This is a genomic window from Streptomyces sp. NPDC055013, assembly GCF_053608645.1.
Genome location: NZ_JBSGVW010000032.1, coordinates 16287 through 41025, shown reverse-complemented (window position 1 = coordinate 41025; position 24739 = coordinate 16287). Strand labels below are relative to the sequence as shown.

The 24739-nt window shown below is 69.9% G+C and carries 13 protein-coding genes; 9 read left to right on the top strand and 4 right to left on the bottom strand.

Annotated elements, in window-relative coordinates:
- The 3 genes from ACWGDB_RS31525 to ACWGDB_RS31515 form a co-directional block, all read right to left on the bottom strand.
- Entirely contained in the window at positions 1-1053 is a 1053-nt protein-coding gene (locus ACWGDB_RS31525; RefSeq protein WP_453825548.1) for a YeiH family protein, read from the bottom strand.
- Positions 1053-1628, bottom strand: a complete 576-nt coding sequence (locus ACWGDB_RS31520) for a cysteine dioxygenase family protein (protein ID WP_427844354.1) — start codon at positions 1626-1628, stop codon at positions 1053-1055. The genes ACWGDB_RS31525 and ACWGDB_RS31520 overlap by 1 nt, the downstream gene beginning before the upstream one ends.
- An 83-nt stretch (positions 1629-1711) precedes the next feature.
- A complete protein-coding gene (locus tag ACWGDB_RS31515; RefSeq protein ID WP_453825547.1) occupies positions 1712-2617 on the bottom strand; it encodes a LysR family transcriptional regulator in 906 nt (301 codons plus the stop codon).
- A gap of 144 nt (positions 2618-2761) precedes the next feature.
- On the opposite strand from ACWGDB_RS31515, the gene ACWGDB_RS31510 reads away from it, so the two are divergent.
- A complete protein-coding gene (locus ACWGDB_RS31510) occupies positions 2762-3331 on the top strand; it encodes a GNAT family N-acetyltransferase (protein WP_453825546.1) in 570 nt (189 codons plus the stop codon).
- A gap of 31 nt (positions 3332-3362) precedes the next feature.
- On the opposite strand, the gene ACWGDB_RS31505 is transcribed toward ACWGDB_RS31510, so the two are convergent.
- Positions 3363-4310, bottom strand: a complete 948-nt coding sequence (locus tag ACWGDB_RS31505) for a methionyl-tRNA formyltransferase (protein ID WP_453825545.1) — start codon at positions 4308-4310, stop codon at positions 3363-3365.
- Positions 4311-4557: 247 nt separating this feature from the next.
- Here ACWGDB_RS31505 and ACWGDB_RS31500 point away from each other — a divergent pair, with 247 nt between their 5' ends.
- The 8 genes from ACWGDB_RS31500 (at position 4558) to ACWGDB_RS31465 (ending at position 24731) form a co-directional block, all read left to right on the top strand.
- Positions 4558-5916 carry a lysine N(6)-hydroxylase/L-ornithine N(5)-oxygenase family protein gene (locus tag ACWGDB_RS31500; RefSeq protein ID WP_453825544.1) on the top strand — a complete coding sequence of 453 codons (1359 nt, stop codon included), beginning with the start codon at positions 4558-4560 and terminating at the stop codon, positions 5914-5916.
- 93 nt (positions 5917-6009) lie between these two features.
- Complete coding sequence (locus ACWGDB_RS31495; RefSeq protein ID WP_453825543.1) at positions 6010-7068, top strand: FecCD family ABC transporter permease; 1059 nt, start codon at positions 6010-6012, stop codon at positions 7066-7068.
- Positions 7065-8168 (top strand): FecCD family ABC transporter permease, encoded by a 1104-nt coding sequence (locus ACWGDB_RS31490; RefSeq protein ID WP_453825542.1) that lies wholly within the window; start codon positions 7065-7067, stop codon positions 8166-8168. Before ACWGDB_RS31495 ends, ACWGDB_RS31490 begins: the two co-directional genes overlap by 4 nt.
- 36 nt (positions 8169-8204) lie before the next feature.
- Positions 8205-9050 carry an ABC transporter ATP-binding protein gene (locus ACWGDB_RS31485; RefSeq protein ID WP_453825541.1) on the top strand — a complete coding sequence of 282 codons (846 nt, stop codon included), beginning with the start codon at positions 8205-8207 and terminating at the stop codon, positions 9048-9050.
- 112 nt (positions 9051-9162) lie between these two features.
- A complete protein-coding gene (locus tag ACWGDB_RS31480; protein WP_453825540.1) occupies positions 9163-10221 on the top strand; it encodes an ABC transporter substrate-binding protein in 1059 nt (352 codons plus the stop codon).
- A gap of 2 nt (positions 10222-10223) precedes the next feature.
- Entirely contained in the window at positions 10224-12011 is a 1788-nt protein-coding gene (locus tag ACWGDB_RS31475; protein ID WP_453825539.1) for an ABC transporter ATP-binding protein, read from the top strand.
- A 59-nt stretch (positions 12012-12070) separates the two neighbouring features.
- Positions 12071-23044, top strand: a complete 10974-nt coding sequence (locus tag ACWGDB_RS31470; protein WP_453825538.1) for an amino acid adenylation domain-containing protein — start codon at positions 12071-12073, stop codon at positions 23042-23044.
- Positions 23031-24731 carry an ABC transporter ATP-binding protein gene (locus ACWGDB_RS31465; RefSeq protein ID WP_453825537.1) on the top strand — a complete coding sequence of 567 codons (1701 nt, stop codon included), beginning with the start codon at positions 23031-23033 and terminating at the stop codon, positions 24729-24731. The genes ACWGDB_RS31470 and ACWGDB_RS31465 overlap by 14 nt, the downstream gene beginning before the upstream one ends.
- Positions 24732-24739 lie beyond the last annotated feature (8 nt).

The window sequence follows — 24739 nt, the reverse complement described above, 5'->3', positions numbered from 1 at the left end:
TCACCGCGTGACCAGCAGCACCCCGGCGTACGAGACGCCTGCCACGACCAGCCAAGCCGAGAGGCCCAGCAGCGCCGTTCGTGCGCCGGTGCGTGTGAGCGAGGGGAGGTCGACCGCGCTGCCGAGTCCGAACAGGGCTGCGGCAAGCAGGAGTTCCTGTCCGGTGTGAGCGGCCTCCAGGAGTTCGGCCGGCAGTAGCCCGGTGCTGCGCAGAGTCACCGCCGCGAGGAAGCCGACGACGAAGAGCGGAATCAGCGGTGCCTTTTTGCGGCCTGGCTTGCCCGACCCGACCATGTCACGGCCCGGGCGTCGCGTGGAGAGCGCGACGGCGGCCACTAGCGGTGCGAGCAGCGCCACCCGCACCAGCTTCACCAGCACTGCCTCGCCGAGGGCCGCGTCACCGGCTGTCTGCGCCGTGGCGACGACCTGGCCGACATCGTGCACGCTCGCGCCGACCCAGCGCCCGAACTCGGCGTCGCCCAGTCCCAGTGGCCCCTGGAGCAGGGGCAGTACGGCGATGGCGAGCGTTCCGCAGAGGGTGACCAGGGCCACCGAGGTGGCCGCGTCTCGTTCGTCGCTGCCCCTGGCCTCGCCCACCGCGCCTATGGCCGAGGCGCCGCAGATCGCGTACCCCGCGGCGATGAGCAGGGGCTGGTCCCTCGGCAGTCCCAGACGCCGCGCCAGCCACCAGGTGCCGGACAGCGTGGCCATGACGACAACCAGCGTCATGACGACCGTCGCCCAGCCGAGACGGCCCACGTCGTCGAGGCCGAGCTGCAGCCCGAGGAGGACGATGCCGACACGCATCAACCGCCTGCCGGCGTAGGCCAGCCCGGGGCGGGCGGATCCCCGTACCACCTTTCGCAGCCGGGGGAGGTGCGCGGCAAGGACCCCGAGCACCACGGCGACGGTGAGCATCGGCACGGCGGGAAGCAGCCGGTGGAGGGCGAGGGCGAAGGCGAGGCCGCATGCCGCGAGGATGAGTCCCGGGTACAGGGCGGGCGCTTCACGCACCCGGTTCCGTTGGGCAGGACGTTCCCTGAGCAGAGCCATCAGCAGTCGGCAGGCAGTTGGTAGACCCGCCGGACGCTGCTGCCCAGGCGGGAGATGTCCGCGCCGTAGACGTGCAGCGAGATCGCCGTGGAGGGGCCGGCGTTCCAGACCCGGTGGATGTCCCCGGGAGGGGCGAAGCCGCAGAACTCGCCCTCCATGTTCACCACGTCGGCGGTGGCGACGAGCCTGGCGGCGCCGTCCGCTCCCGGGAGGAGCCGGTAGCGCCGTTCGCGTTCCTGGCCCTGGTGCACCCCCGTAGTGCACCAGGACACGTGGTCGTGGACGGAGGTTCCCTGTCCGGGCAGCCAGACGAGCGCGACGACGGAGAAGCTCCCGTCGTGTTCCGCGTGCAGCAGGTGCTGCCGGTACCGGTTCGGGTCGCTCTGCCGCTGCTCCTCGGTGAGCAGGTCGGACGCGCCCAGGTGGGGTGCGAGGCGTTCACCGACGAGGTGAGCGGTCAGGTCGGGCGGAAGGCCTCGACCGACGTCCTCTCGTAATCCGGCGAGCAGGGCTTCAAGACGGTCGGTGGTGCGGGCCGCGGTGAAGGCACCCGGAGCGGTCGACGCAGAAGTCATACGCAGAGCGTCCGACCGCGCCTGCCATCACGTCCAACGACAGTTTCTTCGCATCTCCCAAGGAGCGCTTATGAATTGAGCGGTCAACAGCCCGTCTTGCTCGCCGCCACGGCCTTCAGTTCCTGGAGAACCAGCGCCGTGGCGGGGATACGCAGATGCTCCCGCAGGACGTAGGCCGAGACCTTGCGCCGGGAAGCGGGCTGGAGCGGCCGGCCGGCCACCTTGGCGCGGTGCATGAAGGTCAGCACCAGCGCGGGAACCATGGCCACGCCGAGCCCTTCCGCCACCAGGCTCTGCACCGCCATGTTGTCGTCCGTGGTGAAGGCGATGTCGGGTACGAAGCCCGCCTCCTCGCACTCGTGCAGCAGGTTGGCCCGGCAGCGTGGACATCCGGCTATCCAGCGTTCCCCTTCCAGGTCGGTGAGCTTGACGAACCTGCGCCGGGCGAGCCGGTGCCTGCTGGGCAGCAGCACGGTCAGCTGGTCCTCCAGGAGCGGGGTCTCGACCAGATCGTCCGGGACGTGCTCGTGCAGTCCCGGGTAGGTGAACGCCAGGGCGATGTCGCACTCGCCCCGCGCCAGGCGGCGAAGGGATTCCGGTGGCTCGTTCTCCAGCAGATCGATGCGTATGCCCGGGTGGGCAGCCGCGAGACGGGCCAGGGCCTCCGGCAGGAGCGTGGAGTTGGCGCTGGGGAAGGAGCAGACACGGACCTGTCCTGCGTGCAGCCGGGTGAGGGCGTTCATCTGCTCCTGCGCCGCCGACAGTGAACCGAGTATGTCGCCGGCGTGCCGTGACAGCGTCTCGCCCGCCTCGGTGAGTCGTATCCCGCGGCCCACCCGGACGAACAGCGGCATGCCGACGTCCCGTTCAAGAGCCTTCATCTGCTGGGTGATCGCCGGCTGGGTGTAGCCGAGCGCGCGTGCAGCAGCCGAGTACGAGCCGGTCCTCACCACTTCGTGAAAGGTTCGCACATACCGGGAATCGAACACCGCTGCATCATAGGGAATGCGAGGGCGCGGCGCTGCAGCCCTCTTCTCCGGGTGTGGCTCGCCGGCCTGGAACCGTGATCTAGTCGGAACGACTGCTTCAGGTAGCAATCGAGCAGGTGGCGATCGAGAAGGGTGGTCCGTGCCGTGTCCACCAACGGTGCCTGGCGGATCCGACGCGCCGAACCTGACGAGGCTCGCGAGCTTGAAGAACTCCAGGAGCGATCGTCGACTCACTGGGGGTACCCACCGGGCTACTTCGACTGGGCGGGTGATGCTCGGGCGATTCCGGACGCCTATGTCCGGGACCACCCGGTCTTCGTCCTGGAGGAGGACGGCAGGAGCCTCGGCTTCTACGGTTTCACCGAGGAGGACGGTGACCTGCTCCTGGACAAGCTCTTCGTCGACGCCGATGAGATCGGCAAGGGTTACGGCAAGCTTCTCTGGCAGCATGCGATCCGGACTGCGCGCGAGCTCGGGCGATCCGAGTTCATCATCGGTTCGGATCCGAACGCCGCTCCGTTCTACGCAGCCATGGGAGCCGTGGAGTACGCGACGAAGCCGACCGCCGAGCCGTCCTGGACCCTGCACATGTTCCGTTACACGCTCTCGAGCCAGCCTCCGCGTGCCGAGGCGGACGAACGCCGCCGCGCGGACCGGGATCCGCGCGGCGGTGGTTTCGACGGCACAGGCCCGCTCTGGGGACCCGAAGGCTGAACGGGTGGCGCAGTGCCGTTACCCAGGTTGCTCAGGGGTGACTGGTGAGGTACCCGCCCATGGAGGTGAAGTACTCGGTCGCGCCCAACTCCTGGCCGTCTTCGGTCCGTACGCGTGTGATGGCCAGGCCGTGGTTGCGGCCGGTGCGGGCGTCGGCTCCGGTGACGATCACCACACCGTCGCCCTCGCGGTAGAAAATGCGGCCGGGCGTGCCGCCGTAGCGGCCTTCGGAGACCACGGCGGCGAGGACCTCAAGTCGCCTGCCCTTGTGGAAGGTGAAGGTGCTGGGGTACGGCTCGGACTGGGCTCGGATCAGGCGCTGGAGGTCCTCCGCCGGCCAGGTCCAGTCGATTCGGCTGTCCTCGATGGACCGCTTGTGGAAGAAGCTGGCCCGGGACCGGTCCTGCTTGGTGAACTCCGTCTGCCCGGCGGCGATGAGGTCGAGCGCGCCGATGGTGACCGGGGCGATGAGGTCAACGGTCTTGTGGAAGAGGTCGGTGGCGGTGTCCGTCGGTCCGACCGGCACCGCCTCCTGCCGGACGATGTCGCCGGCGTCGAGTTCGTCGTTCATCATGTGCGCGGTGACGCCCACTTCGGGTTCGCCGTTGATCAGGGCCCAGATCAGCGGGGAGAAGCCGGCGTACTTCGGCAGCAACGAGTCGTGCACGTTCAGGGTGCCGTTGCGCGGCAGGTCGAAGATGCGTGGAGGGATCCACGTCCGCCAGTTGTTGGCCACGATGATGTCCGCGTCGGCCTCCTTGAGCCGCTCGAACAGCTCGTCGTCGTCCGGGCGGTTGCGGATGACCACCGGGACGCCGTGCTCCTCCGCGAGGTCGGCGACGGAGTCGCTCCAGATCTTCTCGTACGCGTGCTCGCTCTTGGGGTGCGTCACGACCAGGACCACGTCGTGTTCGGAGTCCAGGAGGGCTTGAAGGGTGCGATGCCCCCAGGTCTGGTAGCCGAACATGACGACCCGCATGGGCTTCCTCCTCGAGGCAGGGATTAATCGAGGTCAAGTAAAGCAAGGCTAGCCTTAGTGCACAACGGGCCCATGTGACCTGCCAGTTGGGTCGAGGCTGAAGCCGTCGATATTCACTTCGGCCCTATCGACAGCTTCACAGGATTAGCTTAGGCTCACCTAAGTTCCCAGTTTGCCGCTCCGTCAGCGTGCCCGCTTGGTACTTCCCCACGCCTGACAGGCGACTGCCCCGCACGATGGGAGAGACATGTCACAGGTTCTTCCTGGTGACGCAACACCGGTTCACGACCTCATTGGCATCGGCTTCGGACCGTCCAATGTCGCCATGGCGATCGCCCTCAGCGAGCACAACGCACAAGCCGCAGGGCAAGAGGTGATCACCGCTCACTTCTTCGAGCAGCAGCCCTCCTTCGGCTGGCACCGCGGCATGCTCATCGACGACGCGACCATGCAAGTGTCCTTCCTCAAGGACCTGGTGACGCTCCGGAACCCGGCCAGCGAGTACAGCTTCCTCTGCTACCTGAAGAGCAAGGGGCGGCTGGTCGACTTCATCAACCACAAGAACCTGTTCCCGCTGCGGGTGGAGTTCCACGACTACTTCGAGTGGGCGGCGGCCAAGGTCGAGGACATGGTCTCCTACGGTCATGAGGTCGTCGGCGTCGCGCCAGTCGTCCGTGACGGAACCGTGGAGTACCTGGAAGTGACGGTCCGTTCGGGGGAGGGGCTCCTGGTCCATCGGGCCCGCAACCTCGTCATCGGTACCGGCCTGCGCCCCCTCATGCCGGAGGGCATGGAGCGCGGCGAACGCGTCTGGCACAACTCCGAATTACTGGCGAAAGTCGATGAGTTGGAAGGCACCTCGCCTTCCCGGTTCGTCGTGGTGGGCGCCGGGCAGAGCGCCGCCGAGAACGTCGCCTACCTGCACCGCCGCTTCCCCGAGGCCGAGATCTGCGCGGTCTTCTCCCGATACGGCTACAGCCCCGCCGACGACAGCAGCTTCGCCAACCGGATCTTCGACCCCGCGGCGGTCGACGAGTACTTCGCCGCGCCGGAGAACGTCAAGCGCCGACTGATGGACTACCACGGCAACACCAACTACTCCGTGGTGGACATCGACCTGATCGACGACCTGTACCGGCAGATGTACCAGGAGAAGGTCCTCGGCACCGAGCGGCTCCGTTTCCTCAACGTCTCCAGGCTCACGGACGTCAAGGAGACGCCGGCCAAGGTCCGTGCCACGGTGACGTCCCTCGTCACCGGTGACGAGACGCCCCTCGACGCGGACGTCGTGGTCTTCGCCACCGGCTACAGTCCCGCCGACCCCATCGGCCTCCTCGGCGAGGTCGCCGACCGCTGCCTGCGCGACGACGAAGGCCGCGTCCGAGTCGAGCGCGACTACCGCATCGCAACCGACCCCGACCTGCGCTGCGGCATCTATCTGCAGGGCGGCACGGAGCACACCCACGGCATCACGTCGGCGCTGCTGTCGAACACCGCCATCAGGGTCGGCGAGATCCTGGAGTCCCTGCTCGACCGGAGCCTCAAGTCAGTTGCCGACGAGGCCCGGACGGTCGCCGACGGAACCGGCACCACCGCCGCCCGCTAGTACGCCCACTTGCCGTAAGCCACCAACAGGCCCGAATGTAGGGCATGTTGTGGGTGTGATCCTTCCTGAACCAAAAGGGACAACGTACGTCGAATGGGCACGACTGCAGTAGAGCGCCCCGCGCTCAGGGGCACAACACCGGCCCGTCGGCGACGGGTTGTGGGCTTGGGCACGCTGCTGCTGATCCTCGTGATCGCGGGGTTGGCGTCGTTGGCCGTCGGCGCGCGCGCGTTGAGTCCTGCCGAGGTGTGGCACGGACTGTTCGCGGCGCCGGACTCCGATCAGCGGCTCACCGAGATCAGGCTCATCGTGCAGACCGTGCGGGTGCCCCGGACGGTGCTCGCGATCGTCGCGGGCATCGCCCTGGGCGTCGGCGGGGCGTTGATCCAGGGATACACCCGCAACCCGATCGCCGACACGGGCCTGCTGGGGGTGAACACCGGCGCCTCGTTCGCAGTGGTGTCGGTGATCGCCCTGTTCGGGTTCAATGATCCCTTCCAGTACGTCTGGTTCGCCTTCCTGGGGGCCGCGGCCGCCGGTGTCGTCGTGTTCGGGCTGGCGAGCATCGGCAGGGGGGCGGGCAACCCGTTGACGCTCGCCCTGGCCGGGCAAGGGGTCGCGGTGTTCCTCATGGCGATGACCACCGCGGTCGCGCTGGGGGACAAGGAGTCGCTGAACGCGCTGCGATTCTGGAACGCGGGCTCCGTGGCCGGTGTCGGCTTCGACGTCATCTGGCCGGTCACCGGATTCATCGTGGTCGGGCTGGCGCTGGCGCTGACCACGTTGCCCGCCATCAACCTGCTCAACCTGGGGGACGACGTGGCGCGAGGGCTGGGCGTGAACATCGCGCTGAGTCGGACCATCGGCATCACGGCCATCACCCTGCTGGCCGGCGCGGCGACGGCCGCGTGCGGCCCCATCGCGTTCCTGGGGCTCATGGTGGCCCATGTGGCCCGGTATCTGACCGGGCCGGACTACCGCTGGCTGGTGCCGTACGCCGGTCTGCTCGGAGCCGTGATCCTCCTCGTCTGTGACATCGTGGGCCGCCTGGTGGTGCGGCCGAGCGAGCTGGACGCGGGGGTCCTCGTCGCTCTGCTCGGCGCCCCGTTCTTCGCGGTTCTGGTGTGGCGCGGAAAGTTCAAGAACGCATGAACGGGCCGGACTTGAAGCCGAGCGGGGCAGACGTGCAGTCGAACCGGACAGCCATGAAGCCGGCGGTGACGCCTGGCGTGCGGCTCGGAAGCGTGTCGTTCGTCTGGCGCCCCTGGATCGTCCTCGTCACGCTGCTGCTCGCCGCGGCGACCTTCCTGGTGTTCTGTCTGTCCATCGGTGTCGGGGACTTCCCCATCGGGCTGGACCAGGTCATCGCCACGCTTCTCGGCCGGGGTGAGCAGGTCGACGAGTTCGTCATCATGGACCTGCGGATGCCGCGTGCCCTGGCCGGGCTCGTCGTCGGGATCGCGCTGGGGGTGTCCGGGGCGATCACGCAGTCCATCGCACGCAATCCGCTGGCCAGTCCGGACATCCTGGGGATCACCGGGGGCGCCAGCGCGGTCGCCGTCTTCCTGGTGACGGTGTCGGGCGGGACCGCCGCGGCGATCGTCGACTCCGTGGGCCTGTCCGCGGCGGCGCTCGCGGGCGGACTCGGCACGGGTCTACTGGTGTACTTCCTGGCGTGGCGGCGCGGGATCGACGGCTTCCGGCTCATCCTCATCGGCATCTCGGTGAGCGCCGTGATGGAGGCGATCACGACCTGGCTGCTGGTCTCGGCCGATATCAGAGACGTGGCCCGGGCCCAGGCGTGGCTGGTCGGCTCGCTGGACGACCGGTCGTGGGACGAGGTGCGGGTGGCGATCTGGGGCACACTCGTCCTCATGGTCGTCGTGGCCTGTGTGTCCTTCCAGTTCAAGCCGCTGCATCTCGGGGACGACGTCGCCGCGGGCCTGGGTGTCCGGTACACGAGGGTGCGGGCGGTCCTCTTGCTGTGCGCGGTCCTGCTGGCCGGCGTGGCGGTGAGCGCGGCGGGCCCGGTCCCGTTCGTCGCGCTGGTGGCGCCGCAGGTGGCCATGCGACTGGCGAGGTGCCCGACGCCGCCGATGGTGGCGTCCGGCGTGACGGGCGCCCTGTTGCTGATCGGCGCGGACCTGGTCGCGCGCACGGCGCTGCCGATCAGCCTCCCGGTCGGTGTGGTCACCGCCGCGATCGGCGGCCCCTTCCTTGTCTATCTGCTGGTGCGGGCCAACCTCAGATAGCCGGAGCAAAGGTCAGGAAGCGTGAACGGAGGGGGCATGGTGGGCGCTCAGCGGACAACAACCAAGACCGAGACCGAAGTCGTGGACGACACACGGCTGGCAGCCAAAGGCATCACGGTCGGGTACGGCGCCCGGACGGTCATCGAGGATCTCGACGTGGCGATCCCGTCCGGCGTCGTCACCACGATCATCGGGCCCAACGGCTGTGGGAAGTCGACCCTGTTGCGGACGTTGTCGCGGCTGCTCAAGCCGACCCATGGGACGGTCGTGCTGGACGGCGACGACATCGCACGGCTCAGGACCAGGGACGTGGCGAAGAAGCTCGGCCTGCTGCCGCAGGCGCCGGTCGCGCCGGAGGGGCTGACGGTGGCCGACCTGGTCGCCAGGGGCCGCCATCCGCACCAGAGCTGGCTGCGGCAGTGGTCGTCGGACGACGCCGACGTCGTGGAGCGCGCGCTGGCCATGACCGGGGTGGCCGACCTGGGCGACCGCCCCGTCGACTCGCTGTCCGGCGGCCAGCGTCAACGTGTCTGGATCTCCATGACGTTGGCACAGGGAACCGACCTGCTGCTGCTCGACGAGCCGACCACCTACCTCGACCTGGCGCACGCGATCGACGTGCTCGACCTGGTGGACGATCTGCACGAGTCGGGGTGCACCGTGGTCATGGTGTTGCACGACCTCAACCTGGCCACCCGCTACAGCGACAACCTCATTGTGATGAGGGACGGTTCGATTCTGGCGCAGGGGCACCCACGCGACGTGATCACCGCCGAGCTGCTGCACGAGGCGTTCGGTCTGCGCGCCCTGGTGATCGAGGACCCGGCGGGCGACAGGCCGCTCATCGTGCCGATCGGTCGCACTCACGTCCAACTCCCGTAGATCCCGATAAAGTTGGAGAAGTTAGGCTAGGCTTACCTCATCTGCTCACGCTAGGGTTTGCCTGCCCTTAGACGGGGGTGCAGTGGAAAGCACGAAAGCAAGGGGAATGCGGATGCTCCTCACCACAACGACGCGTATGAAGCCCTGGCGGCGGCTGGCAGCCGTACTGTCCGCCGCGACTCTCGGCGTCGGCCTCCTCGCGGGGTGCGGTTCAGACTCGTCCGACTCGGCGGACAATGCGAGCGACAACAACTCGACTGCAGCCGCCGGCGTATTCCCGGTCACCGTGGAGCATGCATTCGGATCCACGAAGATCACCAAGTCTCCCGAGCGGGTCGTCACCGTCGGCTACACGGACGACCAGACGGTCCTGGCATTCGGCATCAAGCCGGTCGGCATGACCGACCAGTACCCGAACCCGGCGGGCCAGAGCCCCGACATCAACACCCAGTGGCCCTGGGTGAAGGACAAGTGGGGCGACACCAAGCCCGAGGTCATCATGAAGAACGGTGACTCCGGCCCCAACTACGAGAAGATCGCCGCCCTGCGCCCCGACCTGATCATCGCGGTCTACTCCGAGGTCGACCAGGCCGCCTACGACAAGCTCTCCAAGATCGCTCCCACCGTCGGTCGTACCAAGACCGAGAAGGAGCCGTTCAGCGCGCCCTGGCAGGACAACGCGCTGCAGATCTCCAAGGCCCTCGGCAAGGCCGACGAGGGCGAGAAGATGATCGCGGACGTGCAGGACCAGCTCGACGCGGCCAAGAAGGCGCACCCCGAGTTCGGGAAGGAGACCGCCGTCGCACTGTCCTGGTACGAGAACTCGGTGGCACCGTTCACCTCCACCGACGTACGCGGACGGCTGGTGTCGGGCATCGGCTTCAAGTACCAGACCGAGATCGACAAGGTCGCGGACGGCAGTTTCTACACCAAGCTCTCGCCCGAGCGCATCGACCTGGTCGACGTCGACCGCATCTTCGTGATCAACGACAAGGCGGACACGGAGGCGCTGAAGAAGTTCAAGCTGTTCACCAACCTGGACGCGGTCAAGAACGGCAAGGTGTCGTACCTGCTGGACAGTGAGGGCCCGGCAGTCGGGGCGGCCATCTCCCAGGGCACCCTGCTCTCCATGCCGTACGCGATCGACGAACTCGTCAAGTCGGCCGGCTAGGTGTGAGCATCACCGACACGCGCGTCGCCCCGGCAACACTGCGCACGGCGACCGGACGCGAGGCCACCCGATGGGTAGCGGCGCACTGCCGCGAAGTGCCCTGGCTTTCGGTCGCCACCGTGCTCACCACGGTGGCCGGGGCGGCGCTCCAGGTGCTCCCCGTGCTCCTGCTCGGCCGCGTGGTCGACGGGGTGGTCGAGGGCGAAGAGCGTTCGATCCTGGTCACCATCGGGGCGTTGATGGTGGCCGCCGCACTGCTCGGCGCGGCGGCCACCGCGGTGTCGACCTACCTGATCGGGCGGCTGGGGGCGGATCTGCTCGCGCGGTTGCGCGAGGGCGCCGTCCGGGCCGTCCTCGGGATGCCGAGCGCCCGGATCGAGCAGGTCGGCCGGGGAGACGTGCTCTCCCGGGTCGGTGACGACGTGGCCGTCATCTCCAAGGGCATCCGTACGGCCATCCCCACGGTGTTCTCGGCGGGCGTGCTGGTCGTCATCGCCACGGTAGGCATGTTCGGACTGGACTGGCGGCTCGGCCTGGCCGGCGCCGGCGCGCTGCCCGCCTACGTGCTGGCCCTGCGCTGGTATCTGCCCCGGTCCGCCCCGCTCTACCAGCAGCAGCGGATTGCCCAGGCCGACCGTGCGCAGGCGTTGATCAGCGGTCTGAACGGGATCGACACGGTCCGGGCGTACCGCTTGGAGGACGCCTTCCGCGAGAAGGTCACCAGCGAGTCGTGGCGGGTGCGCAATCTCGGCATCGAAGTGTTCCGGTTCTTCGGCCGGTTCGTCGGCCGGGAGAACCGCGCCGAGTTCATCGGGCTGACCCTGATCCTCCTGGTCGGATACACCTTGCTGGAGACCGATGCCGCCACCCTGGGCGAGGTGTCGGCGGCCCCGCTGCTGTTCCACCGGCTGTTCGTCCCGCTCGGCGCCATCATGTTCACCTTCGACGAGGCACAGAAGTCGGGCGCGAGCCTGACCCGCCTGGTCGGGGTGCTGGAGGAGCCCACGGAGGACCGGCTGGTGGGTGACACGGCTGTTGAGGCGGCCGGCGCCGGGTCGTACCCGGTGACGGTGGAGGGGCTGACGTTCCGCTACCCCGACGCCGAGGAGCCGGTTCTGCGGGATGTCAGCCTGACGATCCCGGCCGGCGGTTCGCTCGCCCTGGTGGGGGCGACGGGCGCGGGCAAGACGACGCTGGCCGCGCTGATCGCGGGCATCGGCACCCCGCAGTCCGGGTCGGTGCGCGTCGGGTCGACCGACCTGGCCGATCTGGACGAGGCAGCGGCGCGCGCCTTGGTGAGCATCCTGACGCAGGAGACGCACGTCTTCTCCGGCCCGCTCGCCGACGACCTGCGGCTGGCCGCACCGGACGCGACAGACACGGAGCTGACGGACGCCTTGCGCACGGTCGGCGCCCACGGGTGGGTCGACGCGCTGCCCGACGGGCTGAACACCCTGGTCGGGGAGGGTGGCGAGCGCCTGGACGTCACCAAGGAAGCCCAGATCGCCCTGGCCCGACTCGTGTTGGCCCGCTCGCCCGTCGTGGTGCTCGACGAGTCGACGGCCGAGGCGGGCAGCGAAGGCGCCGCGGAGCTGGAGCGGGCCGTGCTGGCCGCGTGTTCGGGCCGGACCACGCTGTTCGTGGCGCACCGGCTGACCCAGGCGATGGCGGCGGACCGTATCGCCGTGCTGGACGCGGGACGTGTGGTCGAGCAGGGCACGCACGAGGAACTGGTGGCTCTGGGCGGCCGGTACGCACGACTGTGGCGGGCCTGGCGCGAGGGCAGTTGAGCAACCCCTGATGTGAGTTGGGCCGACTTTCGTACGGTGGAAGGAACGCGGAGTCTTCGATGATGGAACCGAGCGCTCGTCACGTCCTGCTGTCCCCGGAGCAACTGGCCGCCGTATGCCGGCGAATCGGCGACCAATCCGACCGGACCATCGCCGAGGCGTGCGCCATCGGGCTGTCGTACTGGGCGACGGGTCTCGGCCCCGACGGTATCGACCTCACCCCCGGCACGCTCTTCACCGAGGTCCTCGGATGGGTCGACAACGGAGGGGACGGGCCCGGAGGCTGGGAGGTCGGCGCGGACGCTCGGAGCATCGCCGTCCCGGACGGCGTGGCGCTCGCCGAGGCGCAGCTCGCGCTGGACGACCTGGCCGACTTCCCGGACCGGCCCCTCGGGACCATCGGCCCGTCCAGTGTGGCGGCGAGGCTCGCAGCCCTGGCCGAGTGGAACGACACCCAGGCCGAGCGGGTCCGCCCGACCATCGTGGAGATGTTCCGCGAGCAGGCGCGGACCCGGCCGGACGCGGTCGCCATCGTCGACGAACACCGCTCACTGACTTACCGGCAGGCAGCCGAGCTCTCCGGGCAGTTGGCCCACCACCTGATCGATCGAGGTCTCGCCGCCGAACAGGTCGTCGGCATCTCGCTGGGCCGCTCCGCCGACATGGTGATCGGACTGCTCGGCGTCCTCCAGGCGGGCTGCGCCTTCGTACCGCTCGATCCGCAGTGGCCCGCCCCGCGCCGGGCCGTCGTCATCCAGGACGCCCGCGTCGTGGTCCAGCTCAACGGCTCGGGGGAGCACGCCCCGGACGAACCGGAGGCCGTGGCCGTCGACTTGGGCGACTGGAGGTTCAGCTCCTGTCCCCCCGAGGGACCCGAGGTCGCCGTCCCCGGAGACGCCCTGGCATACGTGATCTTCACCTCCGGGTCGACCGGGCGGCCCAAGGGCGCGATGATCCGGCACGAGGCGATCAGCGAGCGTCTGCTGTGGCAGGTCAACGAGATCCTGGGCTTCGGCCACGACGACGCGTCGCTGTTCAAAGCGCCGCTGTCCTTCGACATCTCCATCAACGAGATCTTCCTGCCCCTGGTGAGCGGCGCCCGGCTGGTGGTTCTGCGGCCCGGCGGCGAACGCGACCCGCACCACCTGCTGAGCGTGATCGCCGAGCAGCGCGTCACCTTCACGTACCTGGTGTCGTCCATGCTGGACGTGCTGCTGGAGATCGCGGGCGACTCCGACCGGCTGGACAGCCTGCGGCACGTATGGTGCGGCGGCGAGGTGCTGACGCCGGAGCTGTACGAGCGGTTCCGCACCAAGCTCGACATCCCCATGTACCACGGCTACGGCCCGGCCGAGACGACGATCGGCGTCTCGCACGTCATCTACCGGGGCGCCGCGGAACGCCTGTCGACGTCGATAGGCAAGGCCAACCCGAACACCCAGCTGTACGTGCTGGACGACGAGTTGCGCCCGGTCCCGGTCGGCGTCGGCGGCGAACTCTATGTGGGCGGATTCCTCCTGGGGCGTGGATACGTTGGCGCCCCGGGCCTCACGGCGTCCCGTTTCGTCGCCAACCCGTTCGCCGGCGACGGCTCCCGGCTGTACCGCACCGGTGACCTCGCGCGATTCGCCCCGGACGGGTCGCTCGACTTCCTCGGCCGGGCCGACAACCAGATCAAGATCCGCGGTATGCGGCTGGAGATCGAGGACGTGGAGGTCGGTCTCGCGGAGCACCCCGGTGTACGGCACACCTGCGTCGTCGCGAAGAAGAACACGGCCGGCGGCACCTACCTCGTGGGATACGTCATCCCGGCCGCCGGGAGCGAGGACCTGCGAGCCGACGAGATCAAGGCGTGGGCCACGGAGCACATGGTCGAGTACATGGTGCCCACCCACATCGTCGTCATGACGGAGTTCCCGCTCACCGCGAACGGCAAGCTCGACCGGAACGCGTTGCCGGAGCCGACGGTGGGAACGGGCTCGCTTACGCAGCCCACGACCGAGAACGAGCGCGCGGTGTGCGCCGCGGTCGCGGCAGTGCTGCGGCTCGAGGAGGTGGGCGTCGACCAGGACTTCTTCCAGCTCGGTGGGGACAGCATCCTCGCGATCTCGCTGCTGAGCGCGCTGCGCGAGGCCGGGCTCTACGTCACGGCACGGCAGATCTTCACCAACAGCACCGTAGGGGCGCTGGCGGCGGTGGCGAGCCGTGAGGACACCTCCACGGTGGACCGCCGTGATGTCGCGACCGGTTCCGTCGTGGGCTCGCCCATCGTGCAGTGGCTCGGCCGGACCACGGACGCGATCGACGGCTTCGTGCAGTCGGTGGTGCTCAACACCCCGGCGGACCTGACCGCAGACGCCCTCGACGGGGTTCTCACCGCCCTGGTCCGGCGCCACGACATGCTGCGCGCCAAGCTGGTGCGCGGTGAGCGCTGGAGCTTCGACATTCCGGAGGCCGAGGAGGCCGTTACCGGGTGGCAGGAGAGCGACCTGCCCCTCGACGAGTGCGTCGCGCTCGCCACCGACGGGCTGGACCCGGTGGGCGGGGTGATGCTGCGGGCCGTCTGGCGCCGCACGGCACGACAACTGGTCCTGGTCGCCCACCACGTGGTGATCGACGGGGTGTCCTGGCGCGTCCTGATGGAGGACCTGGCCACCGCCTGGCGGCAGTTCGCGGCGGGTACGCCGGTCGAGCTGCCCCCGGTGGGCACGTCGTTCCGGCGTTGGACGCAGATGCTGGAACGCGCCGCGTTCGACGCGGACAGCTCCTACTACTGGCGTGCCCTGCCAGGAGAGGACGGGCCGGTGAGCAGGCGTGCGCTGTCCGCGGCCGACACCGTCGCACGCGAGCGAATACGCACCGTCTCGGTCGGCCCCGACGTCACGGCCCGGCTGCTGGGCGAGATCCCCGCGAAGTTCCACGCGGGCGTCAACGACGTCCTGCTGACCGCGCTCGCCGTCGCCCTCGCCCGATGGCGCCGCGACCTCGGGCAGTCGCAGACCTTCGCGCACATCGAACTCGAAGGCCATGGCCGCGAGGGACAGTTCGTGGCGGGCTCCGCCGGCTTCGAGCCCGAGTTGTCGCGGACCGTGGGCTGGTTCACCACGCTGTTCCCGGTGATCGTGGACCCCGGTGCGGCGGCCGACTTCACGGCGCCCGAGTACCTGGCCGCCGCGCTCAAGGCGGTCAAGGAGAACCTCGCCGAGGTGCCGGACCACGGGGTCTCGTACGGCGCGCTGCGCTACCTGACCCACACCGAGTTCGACGCTCCCGCACCGCAGGTGCTCTTCAACTACCTGGGCCGCTTCGACGCGGGCGCCTCGGGCGACTGGCAACTCGCTGGCACCACAGGACAGTTGGGGGAGAGGCGTGACCCGAGGATGCGCCTGCCGCGTCCCCTGGAGTTCAACGCCATCGCCGAACCCGCACCCGCTTCCACCGGCGAGTACGAACTGGTCACCAGCGTCTCCTGGCCCGACGGCCTGTTCACCGACGAGGACATCGCGACCCTGGGCGAGTACTTCCGGGGCGCCCTGACAGGGCTGGCCGCGCTCGAACAGGGCGGCCATTCGCCCAGCGACTTCGCCCTGGTCCCGCTCACCCAGGCCGACGTCGACGACCTGGACAGCCCCGCACTGCGGGACGTCCTGCCGCTGACCCCGCTGCAGGAGGGCCTGTACTTCCACTCCGTCTTCGATGACGACTCCGCGGGCGCCTACGTCGAGCAGCAGCTCCTGACGCTGGACGGCGACGTGGACGCCGACCGGCTCGCGGCGGCGGCAACCCGCTTGCTCACGCTGTACCCGAACCTGGCGGCGCGGTTCGTGGCCCTGGCCGACGGCCGTGTCGTCTCCGTGCTGGAGAGCGGTGTGGAGGCGCCATTCGCCGCGCTCGACCGCCCCGGCATCACCGACGCCGAGATACGCGAGTACGCCGAGCGGGACCGCCGCGCCGGGTTCGACCTGGCCACCGGCCCGTTGATGCGGTACACCCTCATACGCGCCGGCTCCGGCCGCACCGTCCTCGTGCAGACCGTGCACCACATCATCGCCGACGGCTGGTCGGTACCGCCGATGCTCCGCGCGCTGCTGGCCGAGTACCACGCGCCGGGCACCGTCTACCCGGTCGGCGGCTTCCCCGACTACGTCGGCTGGCTCGCCGGACAGGACGCCGACGAGAGCGACCGCGTCTGGGGCGAGCAACTCGCCGGGCTGCCCGGCCCCTCGCTGGTCGCCGAGGGGCACACGCCGTCCGACCGGTTCACCGACGTCGCCGTGCAGCCGGACGACGACATCGACGCCGCCGCCCGCTCGGCCGGCGTGCCGCTGAGTGTCGCCGTGCACAGCGCCTGGGCGGTGACGTTGGGCGGCATCCTGCGCAGCACGGACGTGGTGTTCGGTTCGACGGTGTCCGGGCGGGACGCCGATGTGCCCGGCATCGCGGACATGGTGGGTCTGTTCATCAACACGATCCCCGTGCGCGCCGGTTGGGCCGGTACGACCACGGCGGGCGACCTTCTCGCCTCGGTGCGGGAGCATCAGAGCGCGGTACTGCCGCACCAGCACGTGTCGCTGGCTAGGATCGGCCGGCAGGCTCGCTCCGGCTCCCTGTTCGACACCCTGGTGGTGTTCGACGTAGCCACGGATGTGGAGGCTTTGCGGCGGCCCGGCGACTCGCTGACCATCGCCGACATCGTGAACGAGGGCGCTCCGCACTACCCCTTGACGCTGGTGGTGGAGCGAACTGTCCACGGCCGTCCGATCTTCAACCTGATCTACGACGGTGAGCTGCTGCGGAAGGCGACCGCGCAGACGATCCTGCACACGTTCTCCGCGACACTCACCGGCCTGCTCACCCGCCCGGACGCCCTTGTCGACGACCTGGCGCCCGAGAGCGACCGGCTTCCCGCGGAGATCACTCCGACGACGCTGGGAGGACTGTTCGACGCCGCCGCGCACCGTGACCCGGCGGCCGTCGCGGTCACGCAGTGCGGTCTCGACGGCGGCACCCGGTCCTTGGCGTATGGCGAACTGGCCGCGGCGAAGGACCAGTTGGCCTCGGCCCTGCGCACGGCAGGGGTCGGGCCGGGCAAGCGGGTCGCCGTCGCCGTCCCGCGTTCCGTCGAGCAGGTCGTCGCGCTGGTCGCCATCGTCAGCGCGGGCGGCGCGTACGTCCCGCTGGACCTGGCGTACCCGGACGAACGGCTGGAGTACATCCTGGCCGACGCCGCCCCGCAGGTCGTCCTCGTGGACCGCGAACAGCGGGACCGCTTCACCGAACTGCTGGCCAGGGCAGGTGCGCCGGCCCAGGTGCTCGTGCTGGGAGACGAGCTGCCGGCGGGGCATGCCGCTGAGCCCGAGGTGAGCCGGCACGATCCCGCCTACGTGATCTACACCTCCGGATCGACCGGCCGGCCCAAGGGCGTCGTCGTCCCGCACTCCAGCGTGGTCACACTCCTCGCCAACACCCAGCCCGACATGGACTTCGGCCCGCACGACGTATGGGTCCAGTTCCACTCCTTTTCCTTCGACTTCGCGGTCTGGGAGTTGTGGGGCGCTCTCGCGTACGGCGGTGAGCTGCTGGTGCCGGAGTACGGGCTGACCCGTTCCCCGGTCGACTTCCACCGGCTGGTCCGCGAGCGCGGCGTGACCGTCCTCAACCAGACTCCGTCGGCGTTCTACCAGTTCATCGAGGCCGACCGGCATGCCGACGAGTCGCTGCCCGCCCTGCGTCGGATCATCTTCGGCGGCGAGGCGCTGGAGCTGGGGCGGCTGCGCGGCTGGATCGAGCGGCACGGCACGGGCTCGCCCGAACTGGTCAACATGTACGGGATCACCGAGACCACCGTCCACGTCACCCACCGGGTGCTGACCGACGAGGACTTCGAGCGCGGTGACGACGTCAGTCCGATCGGCGGCCCGATTCCGGGCCTGGACACCTACCTGCTCGACGACCGGCTCCGGCCGGTGCCGCCGGGCCGGGTGGGTGCCATCTACGTCGCCGGCGACCAGGTTTCGCTCGGCTACCTGGGCAGGCAGGGGCTCACCGCGGGCCGGTTCGTGGCGAACCCGTTCGCGGGGGACGGCTCCCGCATGTACCACACCGGCGACCTCGCCCGCCGCACGCTCGACGGCGAGCTGGAGTTCGCCGGACGCGCCGACGATCAGGTTCAACTCAAGGGATTCCGAGTCGAGTTGGGAGAGGTGGAGTCGGCGGTCAGGGAACTCGCCGGCGTGGTCGACGTGGCTGTCACCGTGGCGGACAGCGGCGACCACTTGGTCGCGCACGTCGTGGGCGGGGTGCCGGGTGACTTCACCGAGTTGCTGTCCAGGAAGCTGCCGGTGCACATGGTGCCCGGTCGGGTGTTGCCGGTCGACGCGCTGCCGTTGACGGTCAACGGGAAGCTCGACCGCAAGGCTTTGGAGATGCGCTCCCAAGACGGTGCCACCACCGCAGCGTCGTTGTCCGCGGCCGCGCCCGGACTGGTCGCGCCCCACGGCGGAGCCGCAGATCGATTCAGCCCCGCGCCCCCCGACGGACAAGGCAGTGACTCCGCGCTCACAGCGATCGTCGGTATCTTCACCGAAACCCTGCCCGGCGCCGCGGTGGACGCCGACACCGACTTCTTCCGCGCCGGCGGCGACAGCATCGTCGCCATCACCGTCATCAACCGGGCCAGGGCGCTCGGCCTGACGATCGCGCCCCGCGACGTCTTCCTGCTCAGGACCCCCCGCGCGCTCGCCGAACACCTCGCCACGAGCACACCGAAGGCCGCCGCGCCCACCGCGGCCCGCCGCGAGGACGGTCCCCTCATACCGACGCCGATCATCCTGCGCCAGCGCGAACTGGGCGGATCTCTCGTCCGGTTCGCCCAGGCCAGGACACTCGTGGCCCCGGAGGGCACCGGCTTCGCCGACGCCGAGCGCGCGGCGAACGCCGTCATCGCCGCGCACCCGGCCCTCCGGCTCCGCCTGCGTGTCGAGCACGGGGTCTGGGCCCTGCGCACCGAACCCCACCACGACGTCAGCGTCGTACGGCCGGACACGCCCGATGCCACCGCAGCGGCGAACGAGGCCGCCGAGCGCCTCGACCCCGAGTCCGGGGAGGTCATCGCGTTCGCGTGGCTGCAGTCGAGCCGGACCCTGGTGGTCACCGTGCACCATCTCGCCGTCGACTCGGTGTCCTGGCTGGTCCTCCTGGACGACCTGGCAACGGCCCTGCGCGGGGAGCCGCTGGCGCCGCCGACCACGTCCTACGCCGAGTACGCCGAAGCGCTGACGCTTCACTCGGCCCACGCGATCGACGACCTCGGGCACTGGGCCACCACGCTCGAGGCGCCCGCGCTGCTGCCCGCCGTCGACGCGCTGCGCGAGACAACGGTCGTCCTCCCGCCCGACGTGAGCGACCGCGTCACCCGTACCGCACCCGCCGCACTCGGAACCGGTATCACCGAGTTGCTGTGCGGCGCCCTGCGCACCGCACTGACCCGCATCCAGCCGACGCCCACCGACCTCGTGATCGAACTGGAGCGACACGGCCGGGTCCCGGCCCTCGACCACCACGACTACACCCGCACCGTCGGCTGGTTCACCTCCATCGCGCCCGTACGGCTCACCGCGCACACCGACCCTGTCGCGGCGGCCCGCGAGCTCGCGGACCGCCAGCCGGACGAGCGCGCACATGTCGCCTACGGGCAGCTCCGGTACCTCAACCCGCAGACGACCCCGCTGCTCACCGCCCGCCCACAGGTACTGTTCAACTACCTGGGCCGGGGCAGCGAGTCCCAGGCGCTGCAGATCACCGGTGGTGACCAGGGCAGCCCGTACGCCGTCGAGGTCAACGCGTGGCTCGACCAGGCCACCGGCAGCCTGCACGCGGCCTTCACCCTCGCCGAGGGCATCCCCGACGAGATCACCGAGCACTGGCACAGTGCACTGGAACGCATCGCGCACGCCTCCGCGACGGCCGAGCGCACCGCGCCCGTCACCCCGCTCCAGCGCGGCCTGTTCTTCCAGGCCCAGATGGCGGGCTCGGCCGGACACTACGTCGCGCAGAGCTGGTTCACCTTCGACCGGCGTCTGGACACCGACGCGCTGACCGAGGCGATGGCGTACGTGATCGCCCGGCACCCGGTCGTGGGCGCCGGCTTCACCACCGACGACGACGGCAACCCCGTCCAGACGCTCGCGGCGGGCCGCAGCGTCGAGGTCCGTACGATCGCCCTGTCCACGGAGGCGGAGGTCGACGCGCTGCGCGTCCGTGACCGCGACACGGGATTCGATCCCGGCGAGCCGCCACTGATCCGGACGACCGTGGTACGGCTCCCCGACGACCGCGACGGCCTGCTGCTGAGCTACCACCTGCTGCTGTGGGACGGATGGTCCCGCGAGATCGTCCTCAGGGACCTGTTCGACGCCTATCAGGCCGTCCTCGCGGGCGAGTTGCCGGTCCCGACCCCGGCCACGCCGAGCTTCGAGGATCACGCACGGGCGCTCGACGCCAAGGACGCCGCCGTATCGGAACGCTTCTGGTCGGATCAGCTGGCCGGCCTCCCCGGCCCGACACTGCTCGCCGGACCGACGCCGACTCTCTCGCAGGACCTGCCGCGCGCCCTGGTGCGCACGCTGTCCGCCGAGCAGTCGGAGCTGCTCCGGGAAGCCGCCAGGGTGCACGGCGTCACCTTGAACTCGGTGCTGACCGGCGGGTTCGGCCTGCTGCTGGGCGGCCGCACGGGCCGCAGTGACGCCGTGTTCGGCGTGACCGTCTCCGGCCGGGAGGGCGAGGGGCTTTCCGACATCGTCGGCGTGCTGCTCAACACCGTGCCGATGTGGACGCGGGCGAGGCCCGACGAGACGGTCCGGGAGTACCTGTCGGCCGTGCAGACGGCCAGGGTCCAGGCGATGGAGCACGAGCACATGGGGCTCGGCGAGATCCAGCGGGCCAGCGGGCACGACACGCTGTTCGACAACCTGTTCGTGCTCCAGAACTTCCTGGACATGGACGCGTTCGCGGAGTTGAACGCCCGGCACGGCATCACCTCGGTGAAGGCGGATGACTCCACCCACTATCCGTTCACCTGGGTCGTGACGCCTGGCGACCGGCTCACGGTCAAGCTGGAGTACCGCGACGAGGACGACGAGAGCGCCCGGCGTCTCCTCGACGACTACCTGCGTGTACTCGAAGACCTGGCCCGGGCGACCGGACCGGTCGGGGCGCTGCGAGGGCTGGGGCCGCGGCCCACGCCGGGCGAGCGTACGGACGTCGGCACGGACACCGTGGTCGACCGGTTCGACCAGGCGGCGGACCGTGACCCGCAGCGGGTGGCACTGGTAGCCCACGGCTCGACCATGACCTTCGCCGAACTGCGGGACCGCAGCCGCGCGGTGGCGGGTGTGCTCGCGGCGCGTGGCATCGGACCCGAGACGACCGTGGGTCTCGCGATCCCGCGCTCCCTCGACTGGATCGTCGCGCTGTTCGCCGTCCTGCGCGTCGGCGCCGCCTACGTGCCGCTGGAGCTGGACCACCCGGACGAGCGGATTGCGGCGATCGTCGAGGACGCGCGCCCGAACGTGATCCTCACGGTGAGCGCCGTATCTCCCCGCCTGACGGGCGAGCTGCTCGAGCTGGACCGTCCCCTGCCGGCTGCCGAGCCGTTCGTGACGTTCGCGCCGGACGACCCCGACCGGCTGCGGCACCCCGCGTACACGATCTACACCTCCGGATCGACCGGGAAGCCCAAGGGCGTGGTGACCGAGTACGCAGGGCTCACCAACATGCTGATCAACCATCAGCGCCGGATCTTCGAACCGGTGCTGGCCGAGCACGGGCATCGGATCTTCCGGATAGCGCACACCGTGTCGTTCGCGTTCGACATGTCGTGGGAGGAGCTGCTGTGGCTCGCCGACGGGCATGAAGTGCACATCTGCGACGAGGAGTTGCGCCGCGACGCGCCCCGCCTGGTCGAGTACTGCCTGGAGCACGGCATCGACGTCATCAACGTGACGCCGACCTACGCTCAGCAGCTCGTCGCCGAGGGCCTGTTGGACAGTCCCGACCGGCGTCCGCCGCTGGTGCTCCTCGGTGGTGAGGCGGTCACGCCGACGCTGTGGCAGCGGCTCGCCGAGACCGAGGGGACGGTCGGCTACAACCTGTACGGACCGACCGAGTACACCATCAACACCCTGGGCGTCGGCACCTTCGAGTGCGAGGACCCGGTGGTCGGCGTGGCCATCGACAACACCGACGTGTACGTGCTGGACCCGTGGCTGAGGCCGCTTCCGGACGGCGTCCCCGGCGAGCTGTACGTCTCGGGCATCGGCATCGCGCGAGGCTACCTCGGGCAGCCCGCCCAGACCGCGCACCGCTTCGTCGCGTGCCCCTTCGGCGAACCCGGCGCGCGTATGTACCGCACCGGCGACCTCGTGTTCCGGCGGCCCGACGGCAACCTGACGTACCTGGGCCGCACCGACCAGCAGGTCAAGATCCGGGGACACCGGGTCGAACTCGGCGAGGTCGAGGCCGTCTTCGCCGCGCACCCGGCGGTCCGGTTCGTCGCCGCGGTCGCCCAGCCCGACCCGCAGGTGGACGGCGCGTACCGGCTGGCGGCCTACCTCGTGCTGGACGGCGCGGATCTTGCGTCGGTGGCCGCCGAGGTGGGCGCCGGGCTGCCGGACTTCCTGCGGCCGACGCACTACGCCCAGGTCGACGGCATCCCGCTCACGGTGAACGGGAAGGCTGACACGAAGGCGTTGCCGGAGGCCAAGCCGCTCGGCGCGCTGACCACGGCGGGGGAGCGCGGTCCCCAGACCGAGACCGAGACCGTGGTGTGCGAGTTCTTCGCCGAGGCACTGGACCTGGACGATGACGAGGTGAGCGCGGTGAGCGACTTCGTGTCCCTGGGAGGGCACTCCATGCTGGCGGTACGACTCAACGGACTGCTCCGCCGCGAGTACGGTCCAGTGATCACGATCCGAGACCTGTTCACCCTGCGAACCCCGGAAGCGATTGCCCGCCACCTCGATGACAACTCCTGACACGCAGCGACCCCGCTCGGGGTCCGACATTCTCCGGACCGCTCTGCGCCGCAACCGCGGCGCCATGGTCTGGGGCACCCTCCTCATGGGCCTGTACCAGGCGGGCGAGACGGCCTTCCCGATCGCGCTCGGCCTGATCGTCGAGCACACGATGCAGGACCGGAGCCTCGGCTCGCTGGGCCTGTCCATCGCCGCGCTGGCCGTGATCATCACGACCGTGTCGCTGTCGTGGCGGTTCGGGATGCGCGTCCTGCAGAAGGCCAACACGACCGAGGCGCACCGCTGGCGGGTGAGGGTCGCGGCCTGCGGACTCCAGCCGGTGGCCAGGGACGTCGACCTCAAGTCCGGCGAGGTTCTGACCATCGCCACCGAGGACGCCGACCAGACAGCCGACATCATCGAGGTGGTGCCGCTGCTGATCAGTTCGCTGGTCGCGGTGGTCGTCGCGGCGGTCGCGCTGGGCCTTGCCGACCTCCGGCTCGGCCTGCTGGTGATCGTGGGCACCGTCGCGATCATGTCGATCCTGAGCGTGCTGTCCAGGCGGATCGGCTCCAGCACCCAGGAACAGCAGGCCCGGGTGGCGCGGGCGGGTGCCAAGGTCGCCGACCTGATCACCGGCCTGCGTCCGCTGCACGGCTTCGGCGGCAACCACGCGGCGTTCCGGTCCTACCGGAAGGTCAGCACCGAGGCGAAGCTCCAGGCGATCACCGTCGCCAAGGTGAACGGCGCGTACGCGGGCACCGCGCTGGCCCTCAACGCGGTCCTCGCCGGCGCCGTGACCCTGACGGCGGGCTGGCTGGCCTTCGACGGGCAGATCAACATCGGGGAACTCGTCATGGCGGTGGGGCTGGCGCAGTTCATCATGGAACCGCTCAGGCTCTTCTCGGAGATGCCGAAGTACGTGATGATCGCGCGTGCCTCGGCCGAACGGATGGCGCTGGTCCTGACCGCGCCGCCGGTCACGACGCCGGGGCCCGAACGCCCGGCCGCGGGCGGGGACCTGGAGCTCGACTGCGTCCGATACGGGACATTGCGCGACCTGAAGTTCCAGGTGTCCGCCGGGGAGTTCGTGGCGATCGCCGCCTACCAGCCACGTGCGGCGGCCGACCTCGCTTCGGTCTTGGCCGTCAGCGTTCCGCCCGACGCGTACGAAGGTGCGGTGCGGGTCAGCGGACAGGAGCTCGCGGACCTGTCGATCGAGGCGGTCCGCGCGCACCTGCTGGTGAACCCGTACGACGGCGAGATCTTCGCGGGCACGCTCCGCACGAACATCGACCCGTCCGGCACCAGCCGGTCGGTCCCCGAGGCCGTCGAGGCGTCCATGCTGACGGACGTCGTGGCACTCCACCGCGACGGACTCGACTACGGCGTCCGCGACCGCGGCGCGAACCTCTCGGGCGGGCAAAGGCAACGGCTGTCCCTGGCCCGGGCGTTGGCCGCGGACACCGACGTCCTCGTCCTGCACGACCCGACGACCGCTGTCGACGCGGTCACCGAACAGCTCATCGCGCGCAACGTCGCGAAGCTGCGCCGGGGCCGCACCACCGTCGTGATCACCAGCAGCCCGGCACTCCTGGACGCCGCCGACCGTGTCCTCGTACTCGACGACGGGGCCGTCACGGCTGAGGACACGCATCGGAACCTGCTGTCCACCGACGCGGACTACTGCCGGGCTGTGGCCCGGTGACCCGACCG